Annotated in this window: 28 protein-coding genes; 16 read left to right on the plus strand and 12 right to left on the minus strand. The window is 60.6% G+C overall.

From position 1 onward, the window contains the following. The first annotated feature begins 83 nt into the window (after positions 1-83). From EM6_RS08630 to ptsN, 7 genes are all read left to right on the plus strand, one after another. Positions 84-704 (plus strand): ribonuclease D, encoded by a 621-nt coding sequence (locus tag EM6_RS08630; protein WP_126421950.1) that lies wholly within the window; start codon positions 84-86, stop codon positions 702-704. Positions 705-717: 13 nt separating this feature from the next. Then, positions 718-1392, plus strand: coding sequence for an LPS export ABC transporter periplasmic protein LptC (gene lptC, locus EM6_RS08635; RefSeq protein WP_126421953.1), 675 nt, complete (start codon positions 718-720; stop codon positions 1390-1392). A 25-nt stretch (positions 1393-1417) separates the two neighbouring features. Beyond that, positions 1418-1948 (plus strand): lipopolysaccharide transport periplasmic protein LptA, encoded by a 531-nt coding sequence (lptA, locus tag EM6_RS08640; protein WP_126421955.1) that lies wholly within the window; start codon positions 1418-1420, stop codon positions 1946-1948. A 1-nt stretch (position 1949) separates the two neighbouring features. After that, on the plus strand, positions 1950-2741 hold the full coding sequence (lptB, locus tag EM6_RS08645; RefSeq protein ID WP_232037031.1) for an LPS export ABC transporter ATP-binding protein: 792 nt from the start codon (positions 1950-1952) through the stop codon (positions 2739-2741). Between the two features lie 88 nt (positions 2742-2829). Beyond that, a complete protein-coding gene (gene rpoN, locus EM6_RS08650; RefSeq protein ID WP_126421957.1) occupies positions 2830-4338 on the plus strand; it encodes an RNA polymerase factor sigma-54 in 1509 nt (502 codons plus the stop codon). 232 nt (positions 4339-4570) lie between these two features. Next, positions 4571-5194, plus strand: a complete 624-nt coding sequence (gene hpf, locus EM6_RS08655) for a ribosome hibernation-promoting factor, HPF/YfiA family (RefSeq protein WP_013477652.1) — start codon at positions 4571-4573, stop codon at positions 5192-5194. Between the two features lie 265 nt (positions 5195-5459). Further along, positions 5460-5933 carry a PTS IIA-like nitrogen regulatory protein PtsN gene (gene ptsN / locus EM6_RS08660; protein WP_126421959.1) on the plus strand — a complete coding sequence of 158 codons (474 nt, stop codon included), beginning with the start codon at positions 5460-5462 and terminating at the stop codon, positions 5931-5933. Positions 5934-5942: 9 nt separating this feature from the next. Here ptsN and EM6_RS08665 read toward each other — a convergent pair whose 3' ends face one another. Together EM6_RS08665 and EM6_RS08670 are read right to left on the minus strand one after the other, a co-directional pair. Then, complete coding sequence (locus EM6_RS08665) at positions 5943-7478, minus strand: acetyl-CoA hydrolase/transferase family protein (RefSeq protein ID WP_126421960.1); 1536 nt, start codon at positions 7476-7478, stop codon at positions 5943-5945. A gap of 96 nt (positions 7479-7574) precedes the next feature. After that, entirely contained in the window at positions 7575-8000 is a 426-nt protein-coding gene (locus tag EM6_RS08670) for an Hsp20 family protein (RefSeq protein ID WP_126421962.1), read from the minus strand. A 105-nt stretch (positions 8001-8105) separates the two neighbouring features. Between EM6_RS08670 and EM6_RS08675 the strand changes: the two genes are divergently transcribed. Beyond that, positions 8106-8573, plus strand: a complete 468-nt coding sequence (locus EM6_RS08675; RefSeq protein WP_126421964.1) for a hypothetical protein — start codon at positions 8106-8108, stop codon at positions 8571-8573. A gap of 1 nt (position 8574) precedes the next feature. On the opposite strand, the gene rimO is transcribed toward EM6_RS08675, so the two are convergent. After that, on the minus strand, positions 8575-9987 hold the full coding sequence (gene rimO, locus EM6_RS08680) for a 30S ribosomal protein S12 methylthiotransferase RimO (RefSeq protein WP_126421966.1): 1413 nt from the start codon (positions 9985-9987) through the stop codon (positions 8575-8577). A 91-nt stretch (positions 9988-10078) separates the two neighbouring features. Between rimO and fsa the strand changes: the two genes are divergently transcribed. Continuing rightward, complete coding sequence (gene fsa, locus EM6_RS08685; RefSeq protein WP_126421968.1) at positions 10079-10732, plus strand: fructose-6-phosphate aldolase; 654 nt, start codon at positions 10079-10081, stop codon at positions 10730-10732. Beyond that, complete coding sequence (gene rimM / locus EM6_RS08690; protein ID WP_126421970.1) at positions 10732-11265, plus strand: ribosome maturation factor RimM; 534 nt, start codon at positions 10732-10734, stop codon at positions 11263-11265. The genes fsa and rimM overlap by 1 nt, the downstream gene beginning before the upstream one ends. A gap of 3 nt (positions 11266-11268) precedes the next feature. Here rimM and EM6_RS08695 read toward each other — a convergent pair whose 3' ends face one another. Continuing rightward, on the minus strand, positions 11269-11916 hold the full coding sequence (locus tag EM6_RS08695; RefSeq protein ID WP_232037032.1) for a thiamine phosphate synthase: 648 nt from the start codon (positions 11914-11916) through the stop codon (positions 11269-11271). Here EM6_RS08695 and EM6_RS08700 point away from each other — a divergent pair. Next, positions 11910-12575, plus strand: coding sequence for a YggS family pyridoxal phosphate-dependent enzyme (locus EM6_RS08700; protein ID WP_126421972.1), 666 nt, complete (start codon positions 11910-11912; stop codon positions 12573-12575). The two genes, EM6_RS08695 and EM6_RS08700, sit on opposite strands and share 7 nt — an antisense overlap. Before the next feature lie 146 nt (positions 12576-12721). On the opposite strand, the gene creD is transcribed toward EM6_RS08700, so the two are convergent. From creD to sdhC, 7 genes are all read right to left on the minus strand, one after another. Continuing rightward, positions 12722-14098 carry a cell envelope integrity protein CreD gene (creD, locus tag EM6_RS08705; RefSeq protein WP_126421974.1) on the minus strand — a complete coding sequence of 459 codons (1377 nt, stop codon included), beginning with the start codon at positions 14096-14098 and terminating at the stop codon, positions 12722-12724. Between the two features lie 56 nt (positions 14099-14154). After that, a complete protein-coding gene (locus tag EM6_RS08710) occupies positions 14155-15309 on the minus strand; it encodes an HPP family protein (RefSeq protein ID WP_197723570.1) in 1155 nt (384 codons plus the stop codon). Positions 15310-15456: 147 nt separating this feature from the next. Then, positions 15457-15777 (minus strand): 2Fe-2S iron-sulfur cluster-binding protein, encoded by a 321-nt coding sequence (locus EM6_RS08715; protein WP_126421976.1) that lies wholly within the window; start codon positions 15775-15777, stop codon positions 15457-15459. Positions 15778-15971: 194 nt separating this feature from the next. Beyond that, entirely contained in the window at positions 15972-16748 is a 777-nt protein-coding gene (locus EM6_RS08720) for a succinate dehydrogenase iron-sulfur subunit (protein WP_013477745.1), read from the minus strand. Positions 16749-16762: 14 nt separating this feature from the next. Next, a complete protein-coding gene (gene sdhA / locus EM6_RS08725) occupies positions 16763-18547 on the minus strand; it encodes a succinate dehydrogenase flavoprotein subunit (protein ID WP_126421978.1) in 1785 nt (594 codons plus the stop codon). Between the two features lie 3 nt (positions 18548-18550). Beyond that, the gene (gene sdhD, locus EM6_RS08730; protein ID WP_126421980.1) at positions 18551-18925 is read right to left on the minus strand and encodes a succinate dehydrogenase, hydrophobic membrane anchor protein; all 375 of its coding nucleotides are present in this window, start codon (positions 18923-18925) and stop codon (positions 18551-18553) included. Further along, positions 18925-19356 carry a succinate dehydrogenase, cytochrome b556 subunit gene (gene sdhC, locus EM6_RS08735; protein ID WP_013477742.1) on the minus strand — a complete coding sequence of 144 codons (432 nt, stop codon included), beginning with the start codon at positions 19354-19356 and terminating at the stop codon, positions 18925-18927. The genes sdhD and sdhC overlap by 1 nt, the downstream gene beginning before the upstream one ends. 406 nt (positions 19357-19762) lie before the next feature. On the opposite strand from sdhC, the gene EM6_RS08740 reads away from it, so the two are divergent. Beyond that, positions 19763-21271 carry a hypothetical protein gene (locus EM6_RS08740; RefSeq protein WP_172961169.1) on the plus strand — a complete coding sequence of 503 codons (1509 nt, stop codon included), beginning with the start codon at positions 19763-19765 and terminating at the stop codon, positions 21269-21271. On the opposite strand, the gene EM6_RS08745 is transcribed toward EM6_RS08740, so the two are convergent. Next, a complete protein-coding gene (locus tag EM6_RS08745; RefSeq protein ID WP_126421984.1) occupies positions 21217-21690 on the minus strand; it encodes an HIT domain-containing protein in 474 nt (157 codons plus the stop codon). The genes EM6_RS08740 and EM6_RS08745 overlap by 55 nt on opposite strands. Positions 21691-21873: 183 nt before the next feature. Between EM6_RS08745 and mdh the strand changes: the two genes are divergently transcribed. The 4 genes from mdh (at position 21874) to EM6_RS08765 (ending at position 25651) form a co-directional block, all read left to right on the plus strand. Beyond that, positions 21874-22836 carry a malate dehydrogenase gene (mdh, locus tag EM6_RS08750; RefSeq protein WP_126421986.1) on the plus strand — a complete coding sequence of 321 codons (963 nt, stop codon included), beginning with the start codon at positions 21874-21876 and terminating at the stop codon, positions 22834-22836. A 122-nt stretch (positions 22837-22958) separates the two neighbouring features. Beyond that, positions 22959-23528 carry a GNAT family N-acetyltransferase gene (locus EM6_RS08755; RefSeq protein WP_126421988.1) on the plus strand — a complete coding sequence of 190 codons (570 nt, stop codon included), beginning with the start codon at positions 22959-22961 and terminating at the stop codon, positions 23526-23528. A gap of 232 nt (positions 23529-23760) precedes the next feature. Beyond that, a complete protein-coding gene (locus EM6_RS08760; RefSeq protein ID WP_126422984.1) occupies positions 23761-24960 on the plus strand; it encodes an LL-diaminopimelate aminotransferase in 1200 nt (399 codons plus the stop codon). A gap of 463 nt (positions 24961-25423) precedes the next feature. Then, positions 25424-25651, plus strand: coding sequence for a hypothetical protein (locus EM6_RS08765; RefSeq protein ID WP_126421990.1), 228 nt, complete (start codon positions 25424-25426; stop codon positions 25649-25651). Positions 25652-25674: the final 23 nt, after the last annotated feature.

Genomic DNA, 25674 nt, shown 5'->3' on the forward strand with positions numbered 1-25674 from the left:
CACGCCTTTGCCGACAGGAATTGACGGCGCACGACCTATGGCTTAGGCCAGAACCAGAGACAAAGTCAGAGGTTTTTTACAGCGTGACCATCCATTATCATGAAGGCGATTTGCCCAACGGCCTTGATCTGGGCGCGGTGGTTGCCATTGACTCCGAAACCATGGGCCTGCGCTTCGGGCGCGATGACCTGTGCGTCGTGCAGTTGTCAGCGGGGGATGGCGATGCCCACGTCGTGCGGCTCAACCGCCCGGCCTATGACTGCCCCAATCTGAAAGCCCTGCTCACCGATGCCGGGGTCTTGAAGCTGTTCCATTTCGGGCGTTTTGATATCGGCATGTTCCTGCTGCATCTGGGCGTGGTGACGGCCCCCGTCTATTGCACCAAGATCGCCTCAAAGCTGGCGCGCACCTATACGGATCGCCACGGTCTGAAAGACCTGGTGCGTGAGCTTTTGTCCGTCGATATCTCCAAGGCGCAGCAAAGCTCGGACTGGGGGGCGCAAACCCTGACACCGGAACAACTGGCCTATGCGGCCTCGGATGTGCTGCATCTGCATACCTTGCGCGAAAAGCTCGATGTCATGCTGGCGCGCGAAGGGCGCAGTGAGCTGGCGCAGGGCTGTTTCGATTTTTTACCGCACCGCGTCAAACTGGATTTGGCAGGTTGGGAAGATACGGATATATTCGCTCATTCATGGAGCTGAAAACGCCCCGCAGATGAGGATTTCTGCCGCCATGCCGGCCATTGAAACCGCGACGCACGACCATGCCGATGCCCGCCAACGCCTGAATATTCAGGCGTTGGCGTGGAAAAAGCGTTCGCGCAAAATTTCCCGTCTGCGCCTTATCTTCCCCGGACTTATTGTCGGCCTGATCCTCGTTATGATCGTGTGGATCATTGTGCAAAGCGTCATCAATTCGATGAACGTCTATACGACAACCGGCGAAGACATCCGTATGACGAACCCGTTTTACACCGACCGCAGCCGCAATGGGGAGCGCTATGAGATGCGCGGCCTTGAGGCGGTGCGTAAGGGGCGTAATTCGCCGATCGTCACCCTGACCGCCCCGCGTCTGGAAATCCGTTCGGAGAACAGCCGCCCGTCGGCGCTGGAAGGCGCAGCCGGGGTCTATGACGATACCAAACGCCGCTTTACGGTTAACAAGGACGTGACGCTGAATTCAGGTAACGGCCTCTCTTTGCGGACGCAGGCCGCTGACGTCGATCTTCAGAACGCGGTGATTACCGGCAATACGCCGGTCGAAGGCCGCTGGCAGACCGGCGTGGTCAATGCGCAGGCCTTCCGCGTTGAGCAAAACGGGCGCAAGGTTGTGTTTTACGGTAAACCGGGTCAGCAGGTGACCGGCACGCTTTCGGGCGGCGAAGACTGACATTTTTTAAAGGATATATCCGGCCATGAAGATCAGGACAACAGTGTGGGTGATGGGGGTGGCTGTGTTGCTGGCGGCGCCGGTGGCGTGGGCACAGTTTGTACCCACCAAGGAAAACCCTATCGCCTATGCGGCGGATACGTTTGAGGCCGATGAAGGCAGCCATACGGCCACCTTTACCGGCAGCGTCGAATTCCTTCAGGACACGTCGCGGCTGCGCGCTGATAAGGTGACCGTCACCTATGGGCAAAATCAGGCGACCGGTAAGTGGGACGTGCTGTCTACCGCCGAAGCCGTTGGCAATGTGTACTATGTCGTGGACGATCAGGTGATGACCGGCAACCGCGCCGTCTACACCAAGGGCACCGACACCATGGTCATGACCGGCAATGTGGTACTCAAGCAGGGTCAGAACGTGATGGAAGGCAGCCGCCTCGTCTATAATGTCGGCGCCAAGAAATCGAGCATGGACGGCGTGCCGACCACGGGCAGCAAGAGCCGCGTGCGCGGGGTCTTCTATCCGGATCAGGCCTCAAACCAGAAGAAGACGCAATAGAATGGCCGTTGTTCCCACACTGGATGCCCGCAGCGCCGCCGATATACGCAGCGCCGAGACGCTGGACGCGGCCGACGGTCTGCGCGTCGAAGGCATCGGCAAATCGTACAAGGAACGCGCGGTGGTCAAGACCGTGTCGCTGTCCCTGCGTCGCGGTGAAGCCGTGGGCCTACTGGGGCCCAACGGCGCGGGTAAAACCACCTGCTTCTATATGATTACCGGGCTGGTGCAGCCGGACTATGGCACCATTAGTCTGGATGGTCACGACATCACAGCTCAGCCTATGTATCAGCGCGCGCGCATGGGGCTTGGGTATCTGCCGCAGGAATCTTCGATTTTTCGGGGCCTGAACGTCGAACAAAACCTTCAGGCCGTGCTGGAACTGCGCCTCAGCAGCCGTTCGCAAATCGACGCCGAGGTAACGCGCCTGCTCGAAGAACTGCACATCACCCATATCCGCAAATCGCCCGCCACCGCCCTTTCGGGGGGTGAGCGTCGCCGCGTCGAAATCGCTCGTGCTCTGGCCGGTGATCCGTCCTTTATCCTGCTGGATGAGCCGTTCGCCGGTATCGACCCGCTGGCCATTTCGGATATCCGCGATGTGGTGGGCTATCTCAAACACCGCGGCATCGGTATCCTGATCACCGACCACAATGTGCGCGAAACGCTCGACATTATCGACCGGGCCTCGATTATCCATTCGGGCGAAGTGCTGTTCGAGGGCACGCCGGATGAAATCCGCCATAACCCCGAAGTGCGCCGCGTCTATCTGGGTGAGAATTTCGACGGCTAACCCGATGTCTGCGGCTTTTCCACCGGTTTTTCTGACCTGTGGAAAGGGGTTAACCTAATTTAAGGTGTTAACGTCTAAGCTCCGGTCCATGTCATTAGGGCAAAGGCTGGAAATCAGACAAGGGCAGGGGCTCGTTATCACGCCCCAGTTGCAGCAAGCGATCAAGCTTCTGCAATTGTCGAACCTTGAACTGGAGGCCGTAGTCGAGGCTGAGCTGGAGCGCAATCCGCTGTTGCTGCGCGAAGACGGCGACGGTGGCCCGGATGCGCCAGATACCGAGTCCGACCTGCCCCGCGAAGAGCGCGGTGAACTGGAACTCTCCGACCGCGATACACAGCAGGCCAATTCCGATCTCGACGCCTCCGAAGGCGATGTCTATGGCGACGATGAGCCGACGGTGCGTGAACCTGTGGCCTCGGCCGACATCGGCGAAGGGCCGATGGTCGACTGGACCCGCGCCGGCAAGGGTGGCGGTTTCGATGGCGATGGCGATACGCTCGACCGCGCCATGAGCCGCGACAAAACGCTGGCGGAACACCTGATGGATCAGGCCCTGATCGCGGGCTTTAGCGCGCCCGAAATGGCCGTGGCGCAAATCCTGATCGATGCCGTGGATGAAGGCGGTTACCTGCGCGCCGATCTGACGGAAATCGCCGAACGCCTTGGCTGTGCGATGGACCTGATCGAAAAGGTACTGACGGTCTGTCAGGGCTTTGAACCGACCGGCGTCATGGCGCGCTCAGTGCCCGAATGCCTGAAACTGCAACTGATTGAGCGGAACCGCTTTGATCCGGCTATGGCGGCGCTGATCGACAATCTGGAGCTTTTGGCGCGCCGTGATCTGAGCGCCCTGCGGCGGGCCTGCGGCGTTGATGACGAAGACCTGGCGGAGATGATCCGCGAACTAAAGGCCCTGACACCGCGTCCGGGGGCGGCCTTTGGCGCGGAACCACAGGCCGGCGTGGTGCCGGATGTGTTTGTGCGTCAGGACCCGTCGGGCGGCTGGCGCGTCGATCTCAACAGCGACACCCTGCCGCGCGTTCTGGTCGATCAGAGCTACCACGCCAAGGTGGCGACCTCGGCGCGTTCGGATCAGGAAAAGACCTATCTCAACGAATGCTTGTCGCAGGCCAACTGGCTGATCAAAAGCCTTGATCAGCGCGCGCGCACCATCCTCAAGGTGTCGGCGGAAATCGTGCGTCAGCAGGACGGCTTCTTCGTCTATGGCGTTGAACACCTGCGCCCCCTGAACCTGAAGACGGTGGCTGAGGCCGTGGGGATGCACGAATCGACCATTTCGCGCGTCACGACCAATAAATATATCTCGACCCCGCGCGGCGTTTTTGAACTGAAATTCTTTTTCACCTCGGCCATTGCCGCGGCCGATGGTTCCGAGGCCCATTCCGCTGAGTCGGTGCGTCACAAGATCAAGCACCTGATCGAAGGCGAAAAGGCCTCTGGCGAAGTGCTGTCCGACGACCGCATCGTCGAAATTCTCAAAGAGGCCGGCGTCGATATCGCCCGCCGCACCGTGGCCAAGTACCGCGAAGCCCTGCGCATCCCATCTTCGGTCGAGCGCAAGCGGATGATCCGCTAAGTCCTTTGACTTGCGCAATCGTTGGCGCAGTTTGTGGGTAATTAACCGTTAAAATTCAAGGCGAAGGCTGCGATTTACGGTCGCAGTCCCTACACATTTTCTTGATTTTTCATCTGGGCCCAGAAGCGTACAGTCGAAGACGGACCCACGGTCCGTAAAATGGCTGGGGCTCAAGGTCGCCCGCCCTCCAGTGTGGCGACGTCTTTGCAGATTAAAGGAGCGAGTTATCGCCATGCAAATACAGGTTACCGGGAAAAAAGTTGAATTGGGTGCTGCGCTTCAGGAGCGCATCGAAACCGAACTCAATGCGGGGATCACCAAATACTTCGATCGCGGTGGTGCATCCGCCGAAGTGACGATCTCCAAGCAGGGCCATCAGTTCAAAGCCGACTGCTGGGTGCGCCTTGCCTCCGGTCAGACCCTTGTCGCTCACGCTTTTGGCGGCGACGCCCACGCGGCCTTTGACGGCACGCTCGACCACATGGAAAAGCGTATCCGTCGCTATAAGCGCCGCCTGAAGGACCACTATCCGACCAATACGCCGACCAAGCACGAAATGGCCCCGCTGACCGTCATTCAGGGCAGCGACCTCATCGACGATGAGCCTGAGCTGGACGATGGCATGGACCACGACAGCCCGCCCCAGCCGATGATCATTGCCGAAACCGAAGCGGCCATCCGCACGCTGAGCGTCTCTCAGGCGGTGGCTGAGCTGGAGCTTTCCAACTATCCGGTCATCATGTTCCGCAATGCGGGGCATGGCGGGCTGTCGGTGCTTTACCGTCGCCCCGACGGCAATATTGGCTGGATCGATCCGGAACGCACCAAGCCGAAACTCAACGGTAAGGCGCATTGAAGCGCATTCCGAAAAGTGGGTCCCACTTTTCGGATAAAATGCGCGCCAAAGCGAAATAACCAGAGCACGTTTCGATTGGATTCAATCGAAACGTGCTCTGGCTCGACGCGGTGCCGCGAAAATTTCATAAACAGGCCAAAGAGCCGAAGTTGACTTGAGTGGGCGCTGTCTGTAAGGGCTGGCGCGGTCGCGTACCGCCGTTTGAGCGGCGGATGACCGCGCATGGCTCTATCGGTCCTGTGCCCGCAAACTTGATGGATATGGTATGTTCCTCACCGAAGTGCTTGACCGGAACAGCGTCGCCGGGCCGGTAAGCGCCAATTCCAAGCGCAATGCCTTGCAGATCGTCGCTGATGTGGCGGAACGGACGCTTGGGGCCTATGGGCTTGAGGCCGATGCCATCCTTCAGGGCCTGCTGGAGCGCGAAAAGCTCAGCTCAACCGGCGTGGGTCAGGGCGTGGCCGTGCCCCATGCGGCCTTGCCGGGTCTGACCCGTATGCACGGCGTCTTTATCCGTCTGGAAACCCCGGTCAGCTATGAGGCCATCGACGATGTGCCCGTCGATCTGATCTTCGCCCTGTTTGCGCCGGAAGAGGCGGGTTCCGAACACCTGCGGGCTCTGGCCAAGGTGTCGCGCATCCTGCGTCAGAAGGAGCTGCGAGAGCAATTGCGTCAGGTCGATACGGCGGATGCACTCTACGCGCTGCTCAACCGCACCGAAACCAGCCACGCGGCCTAAGTCACGGGATTAAGGGCGCATATGGCCGGTGCGGGCGTAGCGTTCGTGCCAGCTCAAGGCTTCAGACAGCAGGTGCGGGGTCTGCCCGCCGCGCTCGCGGCAGGCGCGCTCGAAATAATCAGTGAGCAAGTCGCGATAATCGGCATGGGCGCAATGGGCGATGACCTGTCGCGCCCGTTCGCGCGGGGCCAGACCGCGCAGGTCGGCCAGTCCGTTTTCCGTCGCCAGTATATCGACATCGTGCTCGGTATGATCGACGTGGCTGGCCATAGGCACGACGGCGGAGATGGCCCCGCCCTTAGCCTGAGACTTGGCGACGAAGATCGACAGATAGGCATTGCGAGCAAAATCGCCTGAGCCGCCGATGCCGTTCATCATGTGCGTGCCGCCGACATGGGTCGAGTTGACATTGCCGTACAGATCGAATTCCAGCGCCGTATTGATGGCGATGATGCCGAGGCGGCGGATGACTTCCGGATGGTTGGAAATTTCCTGCGGCCGCAGGATGATGCGGTCGCGATAGGTCTCAATGTGATTGAAGACACGCTCGGCCCAGGGCGCGCTGAGCGTCACCGAGCAACCGGAGGCATAGAGCAGCTTGCCCGAATCGATCAACTCAAAGGTCGAATCCTGCAAGACCTCGGAATACATGCGCAGATTATGGAAATTCGAGCGGTTCAGCTCGCTTAAGACCGCATTGGCGATGACGCCGATGCCGGCCTGAATGGGGTTGAGCGACGGCGGCAGACGGCCCTGCTTCACTTCGTTTTGCAGAAAATCGACCAGATGCGCGCCAATGGCGGTGGTCGCCGGGTCGGGTGTCGCCACGCGGGCCGGGCTGTCGGCCTCGCGCGTAATGACGATGGCGGCGATCTTGGCGGGGTCGATGGGGATATAGGGCGTCCCGACGCGGCTGTCGCAGGTGACGACCGGCACCGGCGTGCGCGACGGGCGTTTGGCCGGGATGAAGATGTCGTGCATCCCTTCCATGGCCGCCGAATAGGTGAGGTTCAGCTCGATGATCACCTTAGGCGCCAGTATGGCAAAGGAGGCGCTGTTGCCGACCGAGGTGGAGGGCACGATGCCGCCGTCTTCGGTAATGGCCACGGCTTCGATCACCGCCACATCGACCGGGCCGACCTGCCGCGAACGCAGGGCTTCGACCGTTTCGGACAGGTGTTGATCGATAAACATCACCTCGCCGCGATTGATGGCGGCACGCAAGGTGTCGTCCACCTGAAACGGCATCCGCCGCGCCAGCAGCCCGGCTTCATAGAGGAGCTTATCGGTATTGTGCCCCAGCGACGCACCGGTAATGACCGTTAGCTTCATCGGGTGGGTTTTGGCGCGCTCGGCCAGAGCCAGAGGCACGGCCTTGGCGTCACCGGCGCGGGTGAAACCGCTCAGGCCGATGGTCATGCCGTCGTGGATCAGGCTGGCGGCCTGATCCGGCGTGGCGATGCGCGTCAGCAGATCAGAACAGCGAATACGCGCAAGGATTTCGCTATCCAGCGCGGGGGCAAGGGTGGTAATCGGGCCGTTCATCAACGCACACTCCGGGTTGTCCGGAAGTAATGACCCGGTGGCTCACGCCGGCGCAAGGCGTTTTTCGCTGGTGCGACTATATGCGCATAGGTGAAATCATCTCGCTGTAATGGGGATGATGCGCACGTCTTCTGGCGCGTGGGGTCGTTTGAGGTCGATATGCAGCAGGCCGTATTCCATTACCGCCCCCTCGACCTCGAACCCTTCGCCGACGACGAAGCTGCGCGTAAAGCCGCGCTGGGCTATGCCACGATGGATAAACTCACGCGATGTGGTCTCTGTGGGTGCCTTGCCCGGCTCCTTAAACGCCTGAAGCGTCAGTTGCGATCCTTGCAGGCTGAGGCGCAGCGTATCGGGGGTGAAGCCGGCCACCGCCACGGTCAGGCGCAGGTGATGGGCCGAAAGGGCTTCGACATTATAGGGCGGATAGTTGTCAGAGGCGCGGCTGACACGTTCGATCAGGCTGCGGGTCTCATCAAACCCCAGCAGGAACGGGCTGTCGAACACTATAAACCGGGACATCGCTTCCTCCGCGTTTCCGATATGCGTGCTTGTTCACGCCTCCGCAAGGTGCTGAGGCTAAAATGCGGGTGGAATGCGGCATCACTTCGGGATATGGCATCAGGTATGAAGTCTGACGAAACGCCTGAAACCTCAGTGATAGAGGTGCGCTGGAGCGCCACCCTGCTCAACACCTATACCATCGCCCTGATGCTGGTCGCGCCGTTCTGGGCGGCGCTGATGGTGACGGAGGGCAAGGGGATCGGTCTGGTCCTGCTGGGCCTTTTATTGTTTGGGATGATCAGCCTGAGCGTGCTGAACAAGCCCTTGTTCAGCTATGATTCTGAACGCCGCGAATTTACCGCGCCGGACGGCAAGGTTTTACGCCTCGATCAGATCGACAGCATCGAGATGGACGCCCACGACCTCTACTTCATCCCGAAATCGCACAGCCAAGACGGTTGGCACCTGTCGCAACGCTGCTGGGTGCTGGCTCCGCGACGCACGCTGAAGGCCCTGGCGGCCCAGCAGGGCTGGCCGCTGAAGGACATCGCCCACCCCATTTCGCGGTTTGGTTTCTGGCTGGTGCCCTGAGCTAAATCCGCGAAATTAGACGGTGCGTGCGGCCTGCCGGGCGTGCAGTCGGGACGCGATTGAGCTTGATCAGCCCTTCCGGCTCGCCCCACAGGTCGTAGGCATCGGCGCGGGTCACCTTGGCCTTGGCATAGTCCCCGGCGTTCAGGCCCGTAAAGCCTTTCAGGTAGATATGGCCGTCGATTTCCGGCGCATCGCCCTTGGTGCGGGCCACAACGACGCCGTCTGAGCGGATCTCGTCCACCAGCACATCGACCACCTGACCGACCTTGTTTTGCAGCTTTTGCGCCGAAATGCGCGAGGCGACGGCCATAAAGCGCGCCAGACGGTCCTGCTTCACCTCTTCCGGCACGTGGTCGGGCAGGTCGCGCGCAGCGGCCCCTTCGACGTTTTCATAGGCAAAGGCCCCGACGCGGTCGATCTGCGCCGCTTCCAGCCAGTCGAGCAGCAGGTTGAAATCGGCCTCGGTCTCACCGGGGAAGCCGACCACGAAGGTCGAACGCAGGGTCAGGTCGGGGCAGATCTCGCGCCAGCTCAGGATACGCTCCAGCGTCTTGTCCTGATTGCCAGGGCGGCGCATGGCCTTAAGCACTTTCGGGCTGGCGTGCTGGAATGGAATGTCCAGATAGGGCAGTATCTTGCCTTCGGCCATCAGCGGGATGACGCTGTTCACGTGCGGGTAGGGATAGACGTAGTGCATCCGCACCCAGATGCCCAACTCACCCAGTCCCCGCGACAGGTCCTCGAATGAGGCCTTGTAATAGTCGTTGCGCCAGCGGCCTTCGGCATAGCGGATATCGAGCCCGTAGGCCGAGGTGTCCTGCGACACGACCAGCAACTCCTTGACGCCATTGGCCGCCAGAACCTCGGCTTCGCGCAAGACTTCATCGACCGGACGCGAGGCCAGATCGCCGCGCAGAGAGGGGATGATACAGAAGGAACAGCGGTGGTCGCAACCTTCGGAAATCTTCAGATAGGCATAGTGTTTGGGCGTCAACCGCACGCCCGGATCATTCTCCGGCACCAGCGGGCGGAACGGGTCGGGCTTGGCCGGAACGATGCGACGCACGGCCTCCATCACCTCTTCGTACTGATGCGCGCCGGTGACGGCGGCAACATTGGGGAAGCGTTCGCGGATCAGATCGGCCTCGGCCCCCAGACAGCCGGTCACCACCACCTTGCCGTTTTCGGCCAAAGCCTCACCGATGGCGTTCAGGCTTTCGTCGCGCGCCGAATCGAGAAAGCCGCAGGTATTGACCACCACCACATCGGCCCCGGCATATTCGGCGGCCGTGGCATAGCCTTCGCCTTTCAGGCGCGTCAGAATGCGTTCGGAATCGACCAGCGCCTTGGGGCAGCCAAGCGAGACAAAACCGACCTTGGGGGCGTCAGAAGCAGCGGGGGCGTTACTCATGCAAAAAAACTTGAACTTGCTCTGTTATACGGATTAATGCGGCCTCATACACGCAAATGCCGCTAAACACAAAGACGCCCAAGGAAAAACCATGCTGATCTTTGCCGACACCGCCGACACCGCGCTTCTGGCCGAACTCAATGAGACGGGCCTGATCGATGGCGTGACCACCAACCCCACCCTGATCGCCAAGTCGGGCCGCAATATCCTTGAGGTCACCAAGGAAATCTGCGCCATGATCGACGGTCCGGTCTCGGCCGAGGTCGCGGCTACGGAATTCGCACAGATGGTGGCCGAGGGCGAAAAGCTGGCCAAGATCGCCGACAATGTGGTGATCAAGGTGCCGCTGACCGTCGATGGCCTGAAAGCCACGCGCGTCTTTTCCGATCAGGGCCTGATGACCAATGTCACCCTGTGCTTCTCGGTGACGCAGGCGCTTTTGGCCGCCAAGGCCGGAGCCACCTTCGTGTCGCCCTTCGTCGGGCGTCTGGACGACCGCGGCGAAGACGGGATGCAGTTGATCCGCGACATCCGCACCGTGTTCGACAACTATGAATTCGAAACGGCCATTCTGGCCGCGTCCCTGCGCAACACCACCCACGTCGCTCAGGCGGCCATTGCCGGGGCCGATTGCGCCACCCTGCCGCCTGCGGTCATCAAGGCCATGTTCCAGCACGACCTGACCGACAAGGGTCTGGAAACCTTCCTCGCCGACTGGGCCAGCACGGGTCAAAGCATCCTCTGATGACGGAACTGGTTTTCGTGGCCCAGGTCGCCGCCAGCTTCGGCGTGCGCGGCGAATTCAAGCTGATCAGCCATATGGATGATCCGCTGAGCGTTCTGGAATATAATCCCCTGTATAACCCGCGCGGCGAACCCGCGCTGGTTATTACGGCGGCGCGCGTCCATAAGGGCGCTCTGGTCGTCAAGGCCGAGGGCATCACCGACAAGGACAAGGCCGACGCGCTCAAAGGGCTGAAACTCTACGTCCGCCGCGAAGACCTGCCCGAAGTCGAGGATGAGGACGATTTTTATATCACCGACCTTATCGGTCTTGAGGTGCGTGGCACCGATGGATCGGTGATCGGACGGCTGAAAGGCGTCGAGGATTTCGGCGCGGGCGATCTGCTCGATATCCAGCCCAAAGGCGGTGCCAGCTATTTCCTGATGTTCACCCGTGACAACGTGCCGGAGGTGAATATCGGCGCAGGCTATGTGGTGATCTCACCGCCGGATGAGGTGGTGGTCAATGAGCCCTTGCCCAGAGACGAAGAATAGGTATCACGCCCTCCGCAATTGAAACGCTTCGACCGCGCCGAATCCGGCCAGGCCAGAGTGCGTCAGGTGTTCGGCATTGTCCGCTCCAATACCACCTAACCCCAGAACCGGTACCGGGCTGAGATCGCAAAACATCTGAATACCTTTGAGCCCCAGAGGCGCGACACCCTTGGCCGACGGACTCTGGCTGGCGAAAATCGGTGAGATAAAAAGACCATCAAGCGCCGTCACCTCCGCCAGATCGAGCGTTTCGCAGCCGTGACAGGCCCCGGTGATCAGCCAGTCTTTGTGCCTTTCACGCACATCCGGTGCCTTTGACAGCGCGCGTTCGGGCAGATGCACGCCATCGGCGGCGACCTCTTCGGCTAATGTCACATCCTGTCCGATCAGGAGCTTCACTCCATTATCATCGCACAGGGTGCGCAAGACGCGGGCATGGGCCGTGGCATGAGGGTCGCCGAAATGGCGATAGATTACGCCCGCCCCCGCCGGCAGGTGCGCGACAATCTCTTCTGGATACGGGGTGCGTTTGGGATCGGTGACGTAAAACAGAGCGGGCAGGTCGCGCCCGTTTGCGCTGGACATATGCGCGTGGCGGGCTATGTCTCTGGCCCGGTTCATCAGAAAGGCGTAGCGGGTTCGGTATGTCATCTTCACCTTCGGCGGAAAATTACGCGCGTATTGTCAAAGGTCTGCACAAGACGCTGAAACTGACCGGGCGGCCGGACGATTCCGCCTGCCTGACCGCTGTGTCCAAAAACCAGCCCTGGGAGGTTATACGCCCGGTGCTGGAGGCTGGCCACCGGCGATTTGGAGAGAACCGCGTGCAGGAGGCGATGGAACGCTGGGGGCCGGTAAAGGATCAATATCCCGATCTGACCCTGTGCCTCATCGGGCCGCTTCAGAGCAACAAGGCCGCCGATGCCGTGGCTTTTTTCGATATTATCGAAAGCGTTGACCGGGAAAAAATCGCCCGTGCCATCGCCGATGAGGCGCAAAAGCAGGGCCGCGCCCCGCACATCTATGTGCAGGTCAATATCGGCGAAGAAGCGCAAAAGGCCGGGATTTTGCCCGCTGAGGCCGACGCCTTTATCGCGACGGTGCGTGGCTATGGGCTGGAGCCGCGCGGACTGATGTGTATTCCGCCGGTCGAAGGGCCGCGCGGTCCCTATTTCGCCCTCTTGCGCAAGATCGCCGAGCGTAACGGCATCGGGCATCTCAGCATGGGCATGAGCGACGACTTCGAAACGGCGCTGCGCTTCGGATCGAACGAAATCCGCGTCGGCACGGCGATTTTCGGTAGCCGTTAACCGCCCTCTCCCGTTAGAGCGTTTTTTCGCTCAAGTGGGTACCGGTTGAGCAAAAAAATGGCAGAAAAACAAAAATTTAGAGCGAAATGACGTTAGATGGAAACGTCATTTCGCTCTAAGGCCGGAGAAGACGGTTAAGCCTACCCCTACTCCCCCTCGGCCCGGCTGCCGTACCAGTTGATATTGCGCGTCAGCACCATCACCGCAGCGATAACGAGGAAGGCCGAGCAGGCACCCACCAGCAGTGCGTAGTCTTCCATGCGCATCAGCACATAGATCAGGGCATAGAGCGCACTGAACACGGCAAACGCCGCTATAAAGCGCCAGCGGGAATGGAAGATCAGCCCCGCATAGCCGGCGATCAGCGTCACGGTCGCTCCGGCCGCCACCACAAAGGCCGCGTCAAAACCGATGCGTTCGGCAAAGGACAACAGCAGCAGGTAGAAGGTGATCTGCGCCAGCCCAACCAGAATATATTGCGCCGGGTGCAACTCCTTCTTCGAGGTGCTTTCAAACAGGAAGTAGGTCAGGAAAACGAGACCCACGAACAGCAGGGCGTATTTCAGCGAGCGGCCGACGCTCTGATACGGGTTGGTTGGCTCGACAAAGGTAACCGACAGTTCGGATTTGCCGAGCGTCATCATCTGGCTCTGGTCGATGACGGCGGGCAGGCCCCGTGCGATAAACGGCACCGACCATTGGGCGCTGAAACCGCCCTGGCGCGCCGCCTCATCGGTTTGCCGCGTCGCGGGCAGGAAGCCTCCGCCAAAGGAGGGGTATTTCCAGTCGCCGGTAATGGTGGCTTCGGACGACTTACCGTAGGCGAGGATGCCCAGCTTGCGTGTGCCGGTGAAGGTCATGCCCACCTTGATATTGAGCGGCGTTGCGGTATCGCTCAGGCTCAGCGGGGCGGCAAACAGGTCGAAATCGGTGCCGTCAGGGCTGAACCCCGTGACGCCGGGCCCGGAGGGGGCCAGCATGGCCGATGCGCCATTGATCTGCGCCACTATGTCCTTGCGTGCGCCGCGGGAATCCGTGGCCCCGGTGACCAGTTGCGCCTTATCCCACATCAGCACCGCGCCGGGCCGGGAAGCCTGCACGTCTTTCAAGTCGAAGACGGCATCGAAGCTCAGGTCCGCCGTATAGACCGGCACGCGGAAGATGGAGCGCGAACGCACGTCGCTTTTGGTGGCGGCATTGGCCTTGCCCGTCTGCGGGAAGACGATCAGATTGCCGCTTTCCTGCGCCAGCACGACGCGATTGCCCTTTTCATCGGTGGAGGTGCGCGTTGGGATGACATAGGGAATCTGGATCACCGGGCCGAGAAAGACCTGTTCGCCGCCCATCTGGTCGCCGATTTCGCGCGCCACGCCTTCGGCCCGGTTGGTGCGCTCCATCAACAGCGCAAACACCAGCAGGGCGGGAATGGCCATCAGCACGGCCAGCGCGCAGACCACAAGGAATTTTGTGCCCTTGGATCGGCCCTTCTGCGGCCTAGGGGTCGGGGTGGGAAAGTCGTCCATGAATCCGCTCCGTTAAATTTGAACAATGTTCATATCTGCGCAGATTACGGCGTTTTTCAGGCGGCGTCTTTCTGAACGTGATAAACGGCGCGCATCAGGTCCGATGCGCTGATGATACCGCACAGCCGCCGGGTGTCGTCCAGTACCAGCAGATGATGCAGGCCCGTATCGGCAAACAGGGGGACCAGAGTGGCGACGTCCGCCCCCTGGTCGGCGGTCTTGAAATCGCTGGACATCAGTTGCCCGGCGACCTCCGGCTTTGAGGAATAGGGCAACGGGGTGCGTTTGACGAGGGCCTTGAGGTGTTCACGCATGTCGGCGGGCGTGCCACCCGCCTGACGCAGCATATCGTCCGCTGTAATGACGCCGATGACCCGCCCAGCCTTGTCCGTCACCGGCAGCAGTTTCAGCCTGTATTTCTGAATCAGGGCCCAGGTGTCTTCCAGAGGCGTGCCAAATTCCACATGAATGGGATTTGGCGTCATGATGTCTCTGGCCCGGATATGGTCCATCAGCCGCTGATAGGCATGGCGTTCGGACAGGGTCAGCAGCTTTTCCAGATCATCGGGCGCGATGTCGATCAGCGTGTCCATCTGGCTCAAGGCGGCGGCGATGTCTTCGGCGCTGACGCGCTTGAGGCTGTTGTCCTCGGTCTTCGGAGCCGGTGCCGCGATGTGCGGATAGTTGCGGCGGGTGAGGGTGTTGAAGACAATCCCGGCGCTGACCAACAACAGCGAATTGGTGAAGGCGGGGAACAGGGCGAACCACGGGCTGGTCGTGTGGGTGAGTACGACCAGCAAGGCCATGGCGCCGCCGGGCGGGTGCAGGCTGCGCGTGGCAAACATGGCCAGAATAGCTAGGGACACAGCCAATGAGGCCGCGATCACCGGATCGGGGATCATATGGGCGCAGATCAGACCGATGATCGCCGACACCGTATTGCCGCCGATGACCGACCACGGCTGCGCCAAAGGCGAGGCCGGCACCGCAAAGACCAGCACAGCCGAAGCCCCAAGCGGAGCCACCAGCCACGGCGACAGGCCCAGCGGTTTGGCGATCAGCAGGCTGATCAGGGCAGTGAAACCAATCCCGAGACACGCCCCCAGACCGCTGCGCATCCGCTCAAGCCCCGAAACCGGTAGCGGTTTGGGCTTAAGGGCGTCGAGCCAGAGTTTGAGCGCTGGTGTCATGGATTTGGCCACGAAAATCACGAAAAGGTCTTCGCTGAGAAGGACGAGGAGGATACTTCACTCGCGAAGGTGAGTACACGTCATGCCCTTGAGACGCTTAAACTTCAAGCGCTCTGATTTTTGTGTCTTTTCGTGTTTTTCGTGGCCAATCTTATTTTGACCGGGAAATCAGTGCTGGCTTTCGGGCAGGCGCACGATCAGGCCGTCCAAGGCCTCGGTGACGCGGATCTGGCACGACAGGCGCGAGGTCGGCTCAACATCCTGTGCGAAGTCGAGCATGGACTCTTCCATCACCGACGGGCCGCCGGTTTTGTCAAACCACTGCGGATCGACATAGACGTGGCAGGTGGCGCAGGCGCAGGCCCCGCCGCAATCGGCGTCGATGCCTGGGATATTGTGCTTGATCGCCCCTTCCATGACCGAGTTGCCAGTCTTGACCTCGATCTCGTGGGTTTTGCCGTTGGATTCGATATAGGTGATCTTGGGCATGGGGACCATTTTCAAAAGCACAGAGCGATGTGCGAAAAAGTGTAGCGGTTTCTCAAGCCGAAGCAAAAGCTTCAGCTCTCATAATAGAGAGAAAAAAAATTTGCGACGAGCCGTCTGGGGATGCCCAGTCCCGGCAAATTTTTCGGTATAGGAAGGGGGCACATGGGGGAAACGCTGTTTCCCCCATGATGAGATTAACCCTTCGCCGGCATCATCTTCTTGATTTCAGCGATAGCCTTAGCCGGGTTCAGACCCTTAGGGCAGACCTGCGCACAGTTCATGATGGTGTGGCAGCGGTACAGCTTGAAGGGGTCTTCCAGCGATTCCAGGCGCTTCTTGGTGTGGTCGTCGCGCGAGTCGGCGATCCAGCGATAGGCCTGAAGCAGGGCCGCCGGGCCCAGATATTTGTCCTGATTCCACCAGTAGCTGGGGCAGGAGGTCGAGCAGCAGGCGCAGAGGATACATTCGTAAAGCCCATCCAGCTTGTCGCGGTTGGCCGGGCTTTGCAGGCGCTCCTTGTCCGGGTCGGGCGTCGTCGATTGCAGGTACGGCTCGATCGAGGCGTATTGCGCATAGAAGCCCGACAGGTCCGGCACGAGGTCCTTGACCACCGGCATGTGCGGCAACGGCGAGATAGTGATTTCGCCGTTATATTCCTCATGGCCCTTGGTGCAGGCCAGAGTATTGCGGCCGCCGATATTCATGGCGCACGAACCGCAGATACCTTCGCGGCACGAGCGACGGAAGCTCAGTGTCGAATCGACATTGTTTTTGATATGGATCAGGGCGTCGAGCACCATCGGCCCGTGGGCCTTGGCATCGACCTCATACTTGTCCCAGCGCGGGTTTTCACCCGAATCCGGATCGTAGCGGTAAATCTTATACACGCGCACGTTCTTCGACCCCGACGGCGCCTTATAACGCTTGCCGTTCTTGATCTGAGAGCGCTTGGGGAGAGCCAGTTCAACCATGTTCCATTCTCCCCTTAATAGACCCGCGCCTTGGGCGCGATGTAGGCGATTTCGTTGGTCATCGTATAGGTGTGGACCGGACGATAATCCGTGGTGACCTGACCCGTTTCGGTGTCGAGCCACATCAGGGTGTGCTTCATCCAGTTGTCATCGTCACGGTTCGGATAGTCTTCACGGGCGTGCGCGCCGCGCGATTCCTTACGGTTCAGGGCCGAATTGACGGTGATGACGGCCTGAGCGATCAGGTTGTCGTATTCCAGGGCTTCGAGCAGATCGGTGTTCCAGATCATGCCGCGATCCTTGATGCCGATGTCCTTGGACGCCTTGAAGATTTCGTCCAGACGACGCACGCCCTGTTCCAGCGTCTCACCCGTGCGGAATACAGCAGCGTCTTCTTGCATGGCGCGCTGCATTTTGAGGCGCAGATCGGCGGTCGGGGCCTGACCGTTGGCGTTACGGAACTTGTCGAGGCGCGACAGGTGCGCTTCGACCGCCGACTTGCCAATGTCCTTGTGCGGCGTACCGGCCTTGACCAGCTCCGGTGCGCGCTTGCCCGCCGCGCGGCCAAACACCACAAGGTCGATCAGCGAGTTGGAGCCGAGGCGGTTGGCCCCGTGCACCGAGACGCAGGCCGCTTCGCCGACGGCCATCAGGCCGGGCACCACAGCGTCCGGGTTGCCGTCTTTCAGCGTCACGACTTCGCCGTGATAGTTGGTCGGAATGCCGCCCATATTGTAGTGGACGGTCGGAATAACCGGGATCGGCTCCTTGGTCACATCGACACCGGCAAAGATTTTTGCCGATTCCGAGATACCCGGCAGGCGCTTGTGCAGCAGGTCGGGCGGCAGATGGTCGAGGTGTAGGAAGATGTGGTCCTTATGCGGACCGACGCCGCGGCCTTCGCGGATTTCCATGGTCATGGAGCGCGAAACGACGTCGCGCGAGGCAAGGTCCTTGGCCGAGGGGGCGTAGCGTTCCATGAAGCGTTCGCCCGCGGAATTGGTCAGGTAACCGCCTTCGCCGCGCGCGCCTTCGGTGATCAGGCAGCCCGAACCGTAGATGCCGGTCGGGTGGAACTGCACGAACTCAAGGTCTTGAAGCGGCAGACCAGCGCGCAGCACCATGCCGCCACCGTCGCCGGTGCAGGTATGGGCCGAGGTCGCCGAGAAGTAGGCGCGGCCATAGCCGCCGGTGGCGAGGATGACGAGGTGCGCGCGGAAGACGTGGATAGTGCCGTCGTCCAGCTTCCAGCAGGTGACGCCGCGGCAAACGCCGTCATCCATGATCAGGTCGAGCGCGAAATATTCGATGAAGAATTCAACGTCTTCTTTCAGAGACTGACCATACAGGGTGTGCAGCATGGCGTGACCGGTACGGTCGGCGGCGGCGCAGGTACGCTGCACCGGGCCTTCGCCGAAATTCTTGGTCATGCCGCCGAACGGACGTTGATAGATCTTGCCGTCTTCGGTGCGCGAGAAGGGCACGCCCCAGTGTTCCAGTTCATAGACGGCGTCCGGCGCATTGCGGACGAGGTATTCGATGGCGTCCTGATCGCCCAGCCAGTCCGACCCCTTGACGGTGTCGTACATGTGCCACTGCCACTTGTCCTCGCCCATATTGCCGAGCGAAGCGGCGACGCCGCCTTGTGCAGCAACCGTGTGCGAACGAGTCGGGAAGACCTTGGTGATACAGGCCGTCTTGAGGCCCGACTGACCGCAGCCCAGAGCGGCGCGAAGGCCTGCGCCACCGGCCCCTACGACCACCACGTCATATTCGTGTTCAATGATCTTGTAGGTCATGGGTTACGCCTTAAAAGCCAGATAGATGCCGCCCAGCGCCACAGCGAGAACAGCCAGACAGAAGAGGAGGTTGAGAAGGCGCAGCGCGCGTGAGTTCGGGAAGTAGTCCAGAACATTGGCATTCAGGCCCATATAGGTGTGCCACATGGTGATCACGAAGGTTGCGGCCAGTAGCCCGGCATTGAGCGGCACCTTCACGAAGGCCAGCGCCGCTTCATAGCCCTGATTGGCCAGACCGAAGGCGCTCCAGGCGGCCCACAGGGTCAGGAAAAACAGCGCGACCGAGGTCCAGCGTTCCGCCAACCATTCACCGGCGCCGTGCTTTTCGGACTTTTTCCAGTCCTTGGCCGAGCGTTGTTTCAGATAGGAGTCAACCATTACAGCACCACCTTGCCCGTAGCGAACAGAACGGCCCAGAAGGCCAGCGTCAGGGCGATACCGCCCAGCAGCGACCACCAGGCCAACGCATTGGCCGACGAAATCTTGAAGCCCAGACCCATATCCCAGATCAGGTGGCGCAAACCACCAGTCAGGTGGATAAAGCCCGCCAGCGTCAGGCCGAACCACACGAACAGGCCGAAGGGCGACGCCGCAAACGACAGGAACAGCGTGTAGGCCTCAGGGCAGTGGCCCGATGCCGTCAGGCCGATGGCCAGAAGCCACGCCGCGACCATGACCGCGCCCACGACCGAGGCAATGCCGGTCGCCCGGTGAAGGATCGAGGTGAACATGGTGATGTGGAATTTCCACACCTGAAGGTGCGGAGAGAGCGGACGATAGGCCGCTTCGGTGGACGGAGGCTTTGACATGTGCTTGCGTGGCCCTGATATACCCGGTGTGTGCAATGCGAGGCTTGTACGCGCAGGCCCCACTTGTGGATGCACGGAAAAGGTTAAGTTTCCGCGTCTTCGGGGGCTTTTTAGACCCTGTCGTCCCTGTGTCAACATAGCGCATGGTCAGGGGGGTGTTTTTTGCGCCCGCGAAGGCTTTTCAGACACGTATGTCGCCCGAAAAAGAGAAAATCAGATCGTGCGTTAGCGATATTGTGAGCGGTTCACAAACGCGCCATCGTGACATATTGCCGCATTTCGGCCTCGGTTGGTCGCTTAGATTTGGGTAAGGGGGGGATGATTTCGCCTTTTTGGCGAACAGACTTCCGTCTCCCCTGCGTTAGAGAGTGTAGTTCAGGTGTTTTTCAGCGTGACCCGTTTGCCTATGCGCCATCCCCTTCTCAAGGTTCTGCTTCTGTCTTCGGCCCTCACCCTGCCGGTGGCGTCCGCTCAGGCCGGTACAGCCGCCGCCACGGCGCGTGTCACGGCCCGCGCCGACGAAGCCGCCGCTGCCGCCAAGGGGGAGACGAAAACAAAGACCGAGACGAAGGCGACGCCCAAATCGGCCAAATCGGCGGACGCGTCCAAAACGCAGGGCAGCGCCAAAAGCAAGACGACCACAGCCAAGGCCAGCGAGAACGAAAAGCCGTCGGCAAAGTCAAAGGCCTCAGCGAAAACAAAGACCGCTGAGAAGGACGAGACGGACTCGAAAAAGGGAAAGACGGCGCAGAGCGGTAAGCCGAGCGGCAAATCGAAGCCGACGCAAACAGCCGATGCCGAAGCGAAAAAATCCACGACGTCCAAAACCGCCAAAAAGACGGATACCGTCAAAGACGACGAAAAGGTCACCGCGACGGCTTCGGCCAAGGGGACGCCCTATGTCATTCCGGACAAGGGCGACAAGTACGACAGCCGCACGAGCGGCACCCTGAGCGCCCCTGCGAAAACCGTTGCCAAGACCCCTGCCCCCAAACCGGCGGACAAGACCATAGCTCAGACGACGCAAGCCCCAAAGCCCAGGCCTGCGACAACCCCGGCCACGAAGGCCGCGTCAGCGCTGACCACCGACGCCGGTAAGGCGGTCGATGATCTGTTCGGTGCCAAGATCAAGGTGGACGGTCAGTCCGCACCCCATAATCCAACGCCCACGCCTGTGGCCTCGTCGGAAACCGTAAAGCCTGCGCCTAAGACCGAAGACAAGCTGGACCTTCCGACGGCCCCCATCCCCTATCAGGCGACGGTAAAACCCGAGACCGCTCCCGCCCCCAAGGCTGACCTCAATGCGGCCCTGACCGCCGAAAAGGTCGAACCGCGCACGGTCAGCCCGCCGACGCCGGACAAGGCGGCAGAGGTCGTGGCGGCGGCCTCCCTGCCGGTCACCCCTTCACCCACCCCCGCCGATGCCCCGACCCTGAGCGTGCCCGAAGCGGTGCGCCAACCCGGTGAAGCGCCTGCCGCACCGCGCAATCTGGCCGCGGTGACGGTCGATGCCTACGCCCGCGATTACGAAGGCCAGAAGACCGGTGCGGAGATGCGTTACGATTCCAGCATCCGTTCCGGGCTGCTGGCGCGCCAGAGCCGGGCAGGTGATCTGGAAGGCAACTGGCTGGTGTCGTCGCTCACGGGGGACAAGCTGGTGTCGCTGGCCCTGCGCGGCGGCGGCGCTCAGGTGGATGGGGCGTGGCGCTCCCTGCAAGGCGGGGTGGGTCTTAACCGCTCCGGCCTGATCGAAAGCGCCATGCAGACCGATGACCGCCTGACGCTCGACTATCAGTCGGGCTCCTCCCGCGGGCGTTATCGCCTCGACCTGCGCCGCGAGCCCGACGGTCGCTGGCGTGGTCAGATGATCGACCCCGCCGGCACGGCCACCCCGGTGGTCATGCAGGCGCAATAAGGGATAAGGGATTTGAGCGCCTCTACCACCTCTGCCTTCTGGGCCGGGGCAAAGGCTTCCGTCGTGCCAAACCCCCAGACCGGACCGGGCCAGGCCGCGTCCTGCGGGTGGCGGGCAATCACGTGGATATGCAGTTGCGCGACGATATTTCCGAGATTGGCGATGTTGAGCTTGCTGACCGGCTGCCCCATCACCTCCGCCGCGCGGCGCACCATCTGTTCGGCCACATGCAAATCAGCGCGTAACTGGGCGTGTTCGGCCTCGCTCAGTTCGGTCAGTTCCGTCAGGCCCGCCCGGCGCGGCAGAAGCACCAGCCACGGGAAGCGCGCGTCCTTTTGCAGACGCACCTGACACAGGCTCAGCTCGCCAATCCAGACGGAGGCGGCTTCGATGCGCGGATCAACGGTAAACTCAGCCATTGGTCGGTCTTTCGCAGGCGAATAAGGCAAAATATTAAGGCCTCCTCTGTATAGCCCCTGCGGGATTTGCGCATCACATTTCATAATGTTGCAGCGCATGGTCTTGCGAAGCCTCGTTAACGGGTTTAGAGGGCCGTTAATCTTTGTCACCCCCTGTGGGTTCAGATGGAAAAGGGAATGCTTATGGCACGCGCCAAAATTGCTTTGATCGGTTCGGGTATGATCGGGGGCACGCTGGCCCATATCGCCGCGCGTGAGGAACTGGGCGATGTCGTCCTGTTCGACATCACCGAAGGTGTGCCGCAGGGTAAGGCTCTGGACATCGCCGAAGCCTCGGCCGTGTTCGGTAAGGACGTCGCGCTTAAGGGCGCCAACGACTATGCCGATATCGCCGGTGCCGACGTCTGTATCGTCACTGCCGGCGTGCCGCGCAAGCCGGGCATGAGCCGCGACGACCTGCTGGGTATCAACCTGAAGGTCATGAAGGCCGTCGGCGAAGGCATCAAGCAATACGCCCCGAACGCCTTTGTCATCTGCATCACCAACCCGCTCGACGCCATGGTGTGGGCGCTGCAAAAGTTCTCCGGCCTGCCGACCTCGAAGGTCATCGGCATGGCGGGCGTGCTCGACTCGGCGCGCTTTGCCTACTTCCTGGCTGAAAAGACCGGCATCTCGGTCGAAGACATCCACGCCTGGACGCTGGGCGGCCACGGTGACGACATGGTCCCGATGGTGCGTCACTCGACCGTTGGCGGCCTGCCCCTGCCGGACGCCGTTAAGGCCGGCTTCCTGTCGCAGGACGAGCTGGACGCTATCGTGAAGCGCACCCGTGGCGGTGGCGGCGAAATCGTCGCCCTGCTGAAGACCGGTTCGGCCTTCTACGCCCCGGCGGAATCGGCCATCGCCATGGCCACCTCCTACCTGAAGGACAAGAAGCGCGTCCTGCCGTGCGCCGCCTACCTGACGGGTCAGTACGGCCTGAACGACCTCTATGTCGGCGTGCCGGTGCTGATCGGTAAGGACGGCGCGGAAAAGGTCATCGAGTTCACCACGAACGACGAAGAAAAGGCCATGTTCGCCAAGTCGGTGGACAGCGTGAAGGGCCTGATCGAAGCCTGTAAGGCGATCGACCCGTCGCTGGCCTAAGCCTCGAAAAACCGGTTTTCCGAAATCAGAAAGGGTCTCTTCGGAGGCCCTTTTTGTTACCTGCCATTCGGATAACCGATTTGTCACTGGCAAGGGCCGGTTGCTGAGGTTAAGCCGGGACCATGACCCGTTTGCCCACCACCTCGCCGCTTGGCCCGACGCTTGAGACGCCGCGCCTGATCCTGCGCCCCCCCGTGGCTGAGGATTTTCCGGCCTTTTGTGCTTTTCAGTCCGATGAGAAGGTCATGACACATTTAGGCGGCGTGACACCGGATGCCGTGACCTGGCGGGTGACGCGCGCCATTGCGGGGGCATGGGCACTCGACGGCTTTCACATGTTCAGCGTTCTCGAAAAGGCAACCGGTGAGTGGGTGGGACGCATCGGGCCGCTCTATCCCTATCAGTGGCCCGCCCGCGAAGTCGGCTGGGGCCTGTTGTCTTCGGCACAGGGCAAGGGCTACGCCATCGAAGCGGCCACCGCCTGCATCGACTATGTGTTCGAGGTTCTGGGCTGGGACGACGTGATCCACACCATCGCGCCCGACAATATCGGCTCTCAGCGCGTGGCGCAGGCTCTGGGGTCATCCAACCGCGGGCCGGGCCGCCTGCCGCCTCCCTATGCCGATGTAGCGGTCGATATCTGGGGGCAGACCCCCGCTGAATGGGCCGAAAACCGCCAGCGGTTTCGTTAAAAGGCGGGGAGCCCTTTGACACGCCCAAAGGCTTAACACGCGCCAAGTGCAAAATTATTTTTCACAGAACGCAAAAATTTCCGAAAAAAGCGCCTTTCATGGGATGACAATCGACGTTTGATGAGTCATATGGTCTGGCCCGCAGGTCCGTTGCGACCTTGCGGGCTTTTTGTCTTTCACCCCGATCAACCCCTCTCAGGCCGCCTCCGGTCACGTTCTTTTCTCAGGTGCAATCATGCGCGATTTTTACCGTATCCGGCGTCTGCCGCCTTATGTCTTCGAAGAAGTCAACAAGGTGAAGGCCCGTCTGCGCGCAGCCGGCACCGACGTGATCGACTTTGGTATGGGCAATCCCGACATGGATACAGCCCCGCATATTGTGGACAAGCTGGTCGAGACGGTCAAAAAACCCAAGACGCACGGCTATTCGGTGTCCAAGGGCGTGCAGGGTCTGCGCAAGGCTATGGCGGGCTATTATGAGCGCCGCTACGGCGTGAAGCTCAATCCCGATACCGAAGTCGTGGCGACACTGGGCTCCAAGGAAGGCTTTGCCAACCTCGCCATGGCCATTACCGGCCCCGGCGATACGGTCATCTGCCCCAACCCGGCCTATCCGATCCACGCCTTCGGCTTCCTGATGGCCGGTGGCGTCATCCGCCACGTCCCGGCCCTGTCGCCGGAGCAATATCTGTCGGGCATTGAGCGCGCGGTGAAGCACTCCGTACCCACGCCGTCGGTGCTGATCGTCTCCTATCCGTCGAACCCGACGGCGCAGTGGGTTGATCTGGATTTCTACAAGGAAGTCATCCGTATCGCGGAAAAGCACGACCTGATCGTGCTCTCTGACATCGCCTATTCGGAAATCTATTTCGAGAACAACCCGCCGCCCTCCATCCTTCAGGTGGAAGGGGCCATCAAGCGCTCAGTGGAGATTAATTCGCTGTCGAAGACCTATGCGATGGCTGGCTGGCGCGTCGGCATGGTCGTCGGTAATTCGGAAATTTGCGCCGCACTGGCCCGTGTGAAGTCCTATCTCGATTACGGTGGCTTCACGCCGATGCAGGTGGCCGCCGCCGCCGCGCTCAACGGCCCGCAGGACAATGTTGAGGAAATCCGCAACATCTACAAGTCGCGCCGCGACGTGCTGGTCGAATCCATGAAGCGCGCCGGGTGGGATATCCCGCCGCCCCCGGCGTCGATGTTTGCCTGGGCCGAGATTCCCGATAAGTTCAAGCATCTGGGCTCGATCGAATTTGCCAAGCTGCTGATCGAAGAAGCGCATGTCGCCGTCGCGCCGGGCCTCGGCTTCGGTGAATATGGCGAAGGCTATGTGCGTATCGGTCTGGTCGAAAACGAACACCGCATCCGGCAAGCGGCACGTAATATCAAAAAGCTGCTGCAACCGGGTCACAAGGCGCAGGCCGCCGAATAACCTGTTGTTTAGAGCGATGTGCGGAAAAGTGTGAGCGGTTTTCCGCAAAAACATCGCGACAAAACAAAAATTTAGAGCGAAATGGCGATTCCTCTTAAAGTCATTTCGCTCTAGCCCCTCGCCGGGCGGTGGCTTCGCCACCTTGGCCGCCGCCTCAATGGCGGCTTGAGCGGAATGATTTCGAAAGGCATCATTCCGCTATAGGCGGTTTATCCGTTCACGGAGAGGTGAAATTCGCTTAAAGAGGGAAAACAATAGCGCTTTTCCCCCATACTTCATAGCGGACTCGTGGGTGAGCCGAATGAAGCCTTGACGCCACACGTCAAGTTTTTACCTCAGCCTTATTTGACTCCCCCGGTATTTTAGGTTTCTATTTACGCATTGTGCGCTGCACATGTTTTTATAAGGGCCGGCCACAAGGTCCGAATTTTTAGATACGGTTTGCGAAAAAGGGATTTTAGTCGTGATCAGCTTGCAATTCGACATCGCCAGCGCTTCTGAGCAGGACGCCTTCTTTGGTGCCTTTTTCAAATTTGTCGAAGCCGCCTCGCTGCAGGATGCCGATTCCATCTCCATCCATTCCGACACCAAGGAAACCGGCATGGTCAAGGTGGTGAACTTCGCCGACCAGAGCCTCGCTGATCAGTTTGAAACCTACTGGCAGCAGCGCCGGCGCTGGCTGGGGCTTTAAGCCGCCGCCGCCATGGGTTAAGC

The organism is Asticcacaulis excentricus (genome assembly GCF_003966695.1).
Lineage (GTDB): Bacteria > Pseudomonadota > Alphaproteobacteria > Caulobacterales > Caulobacteraceae > Asticcacaulis > Asticcacaulis excentricus_A.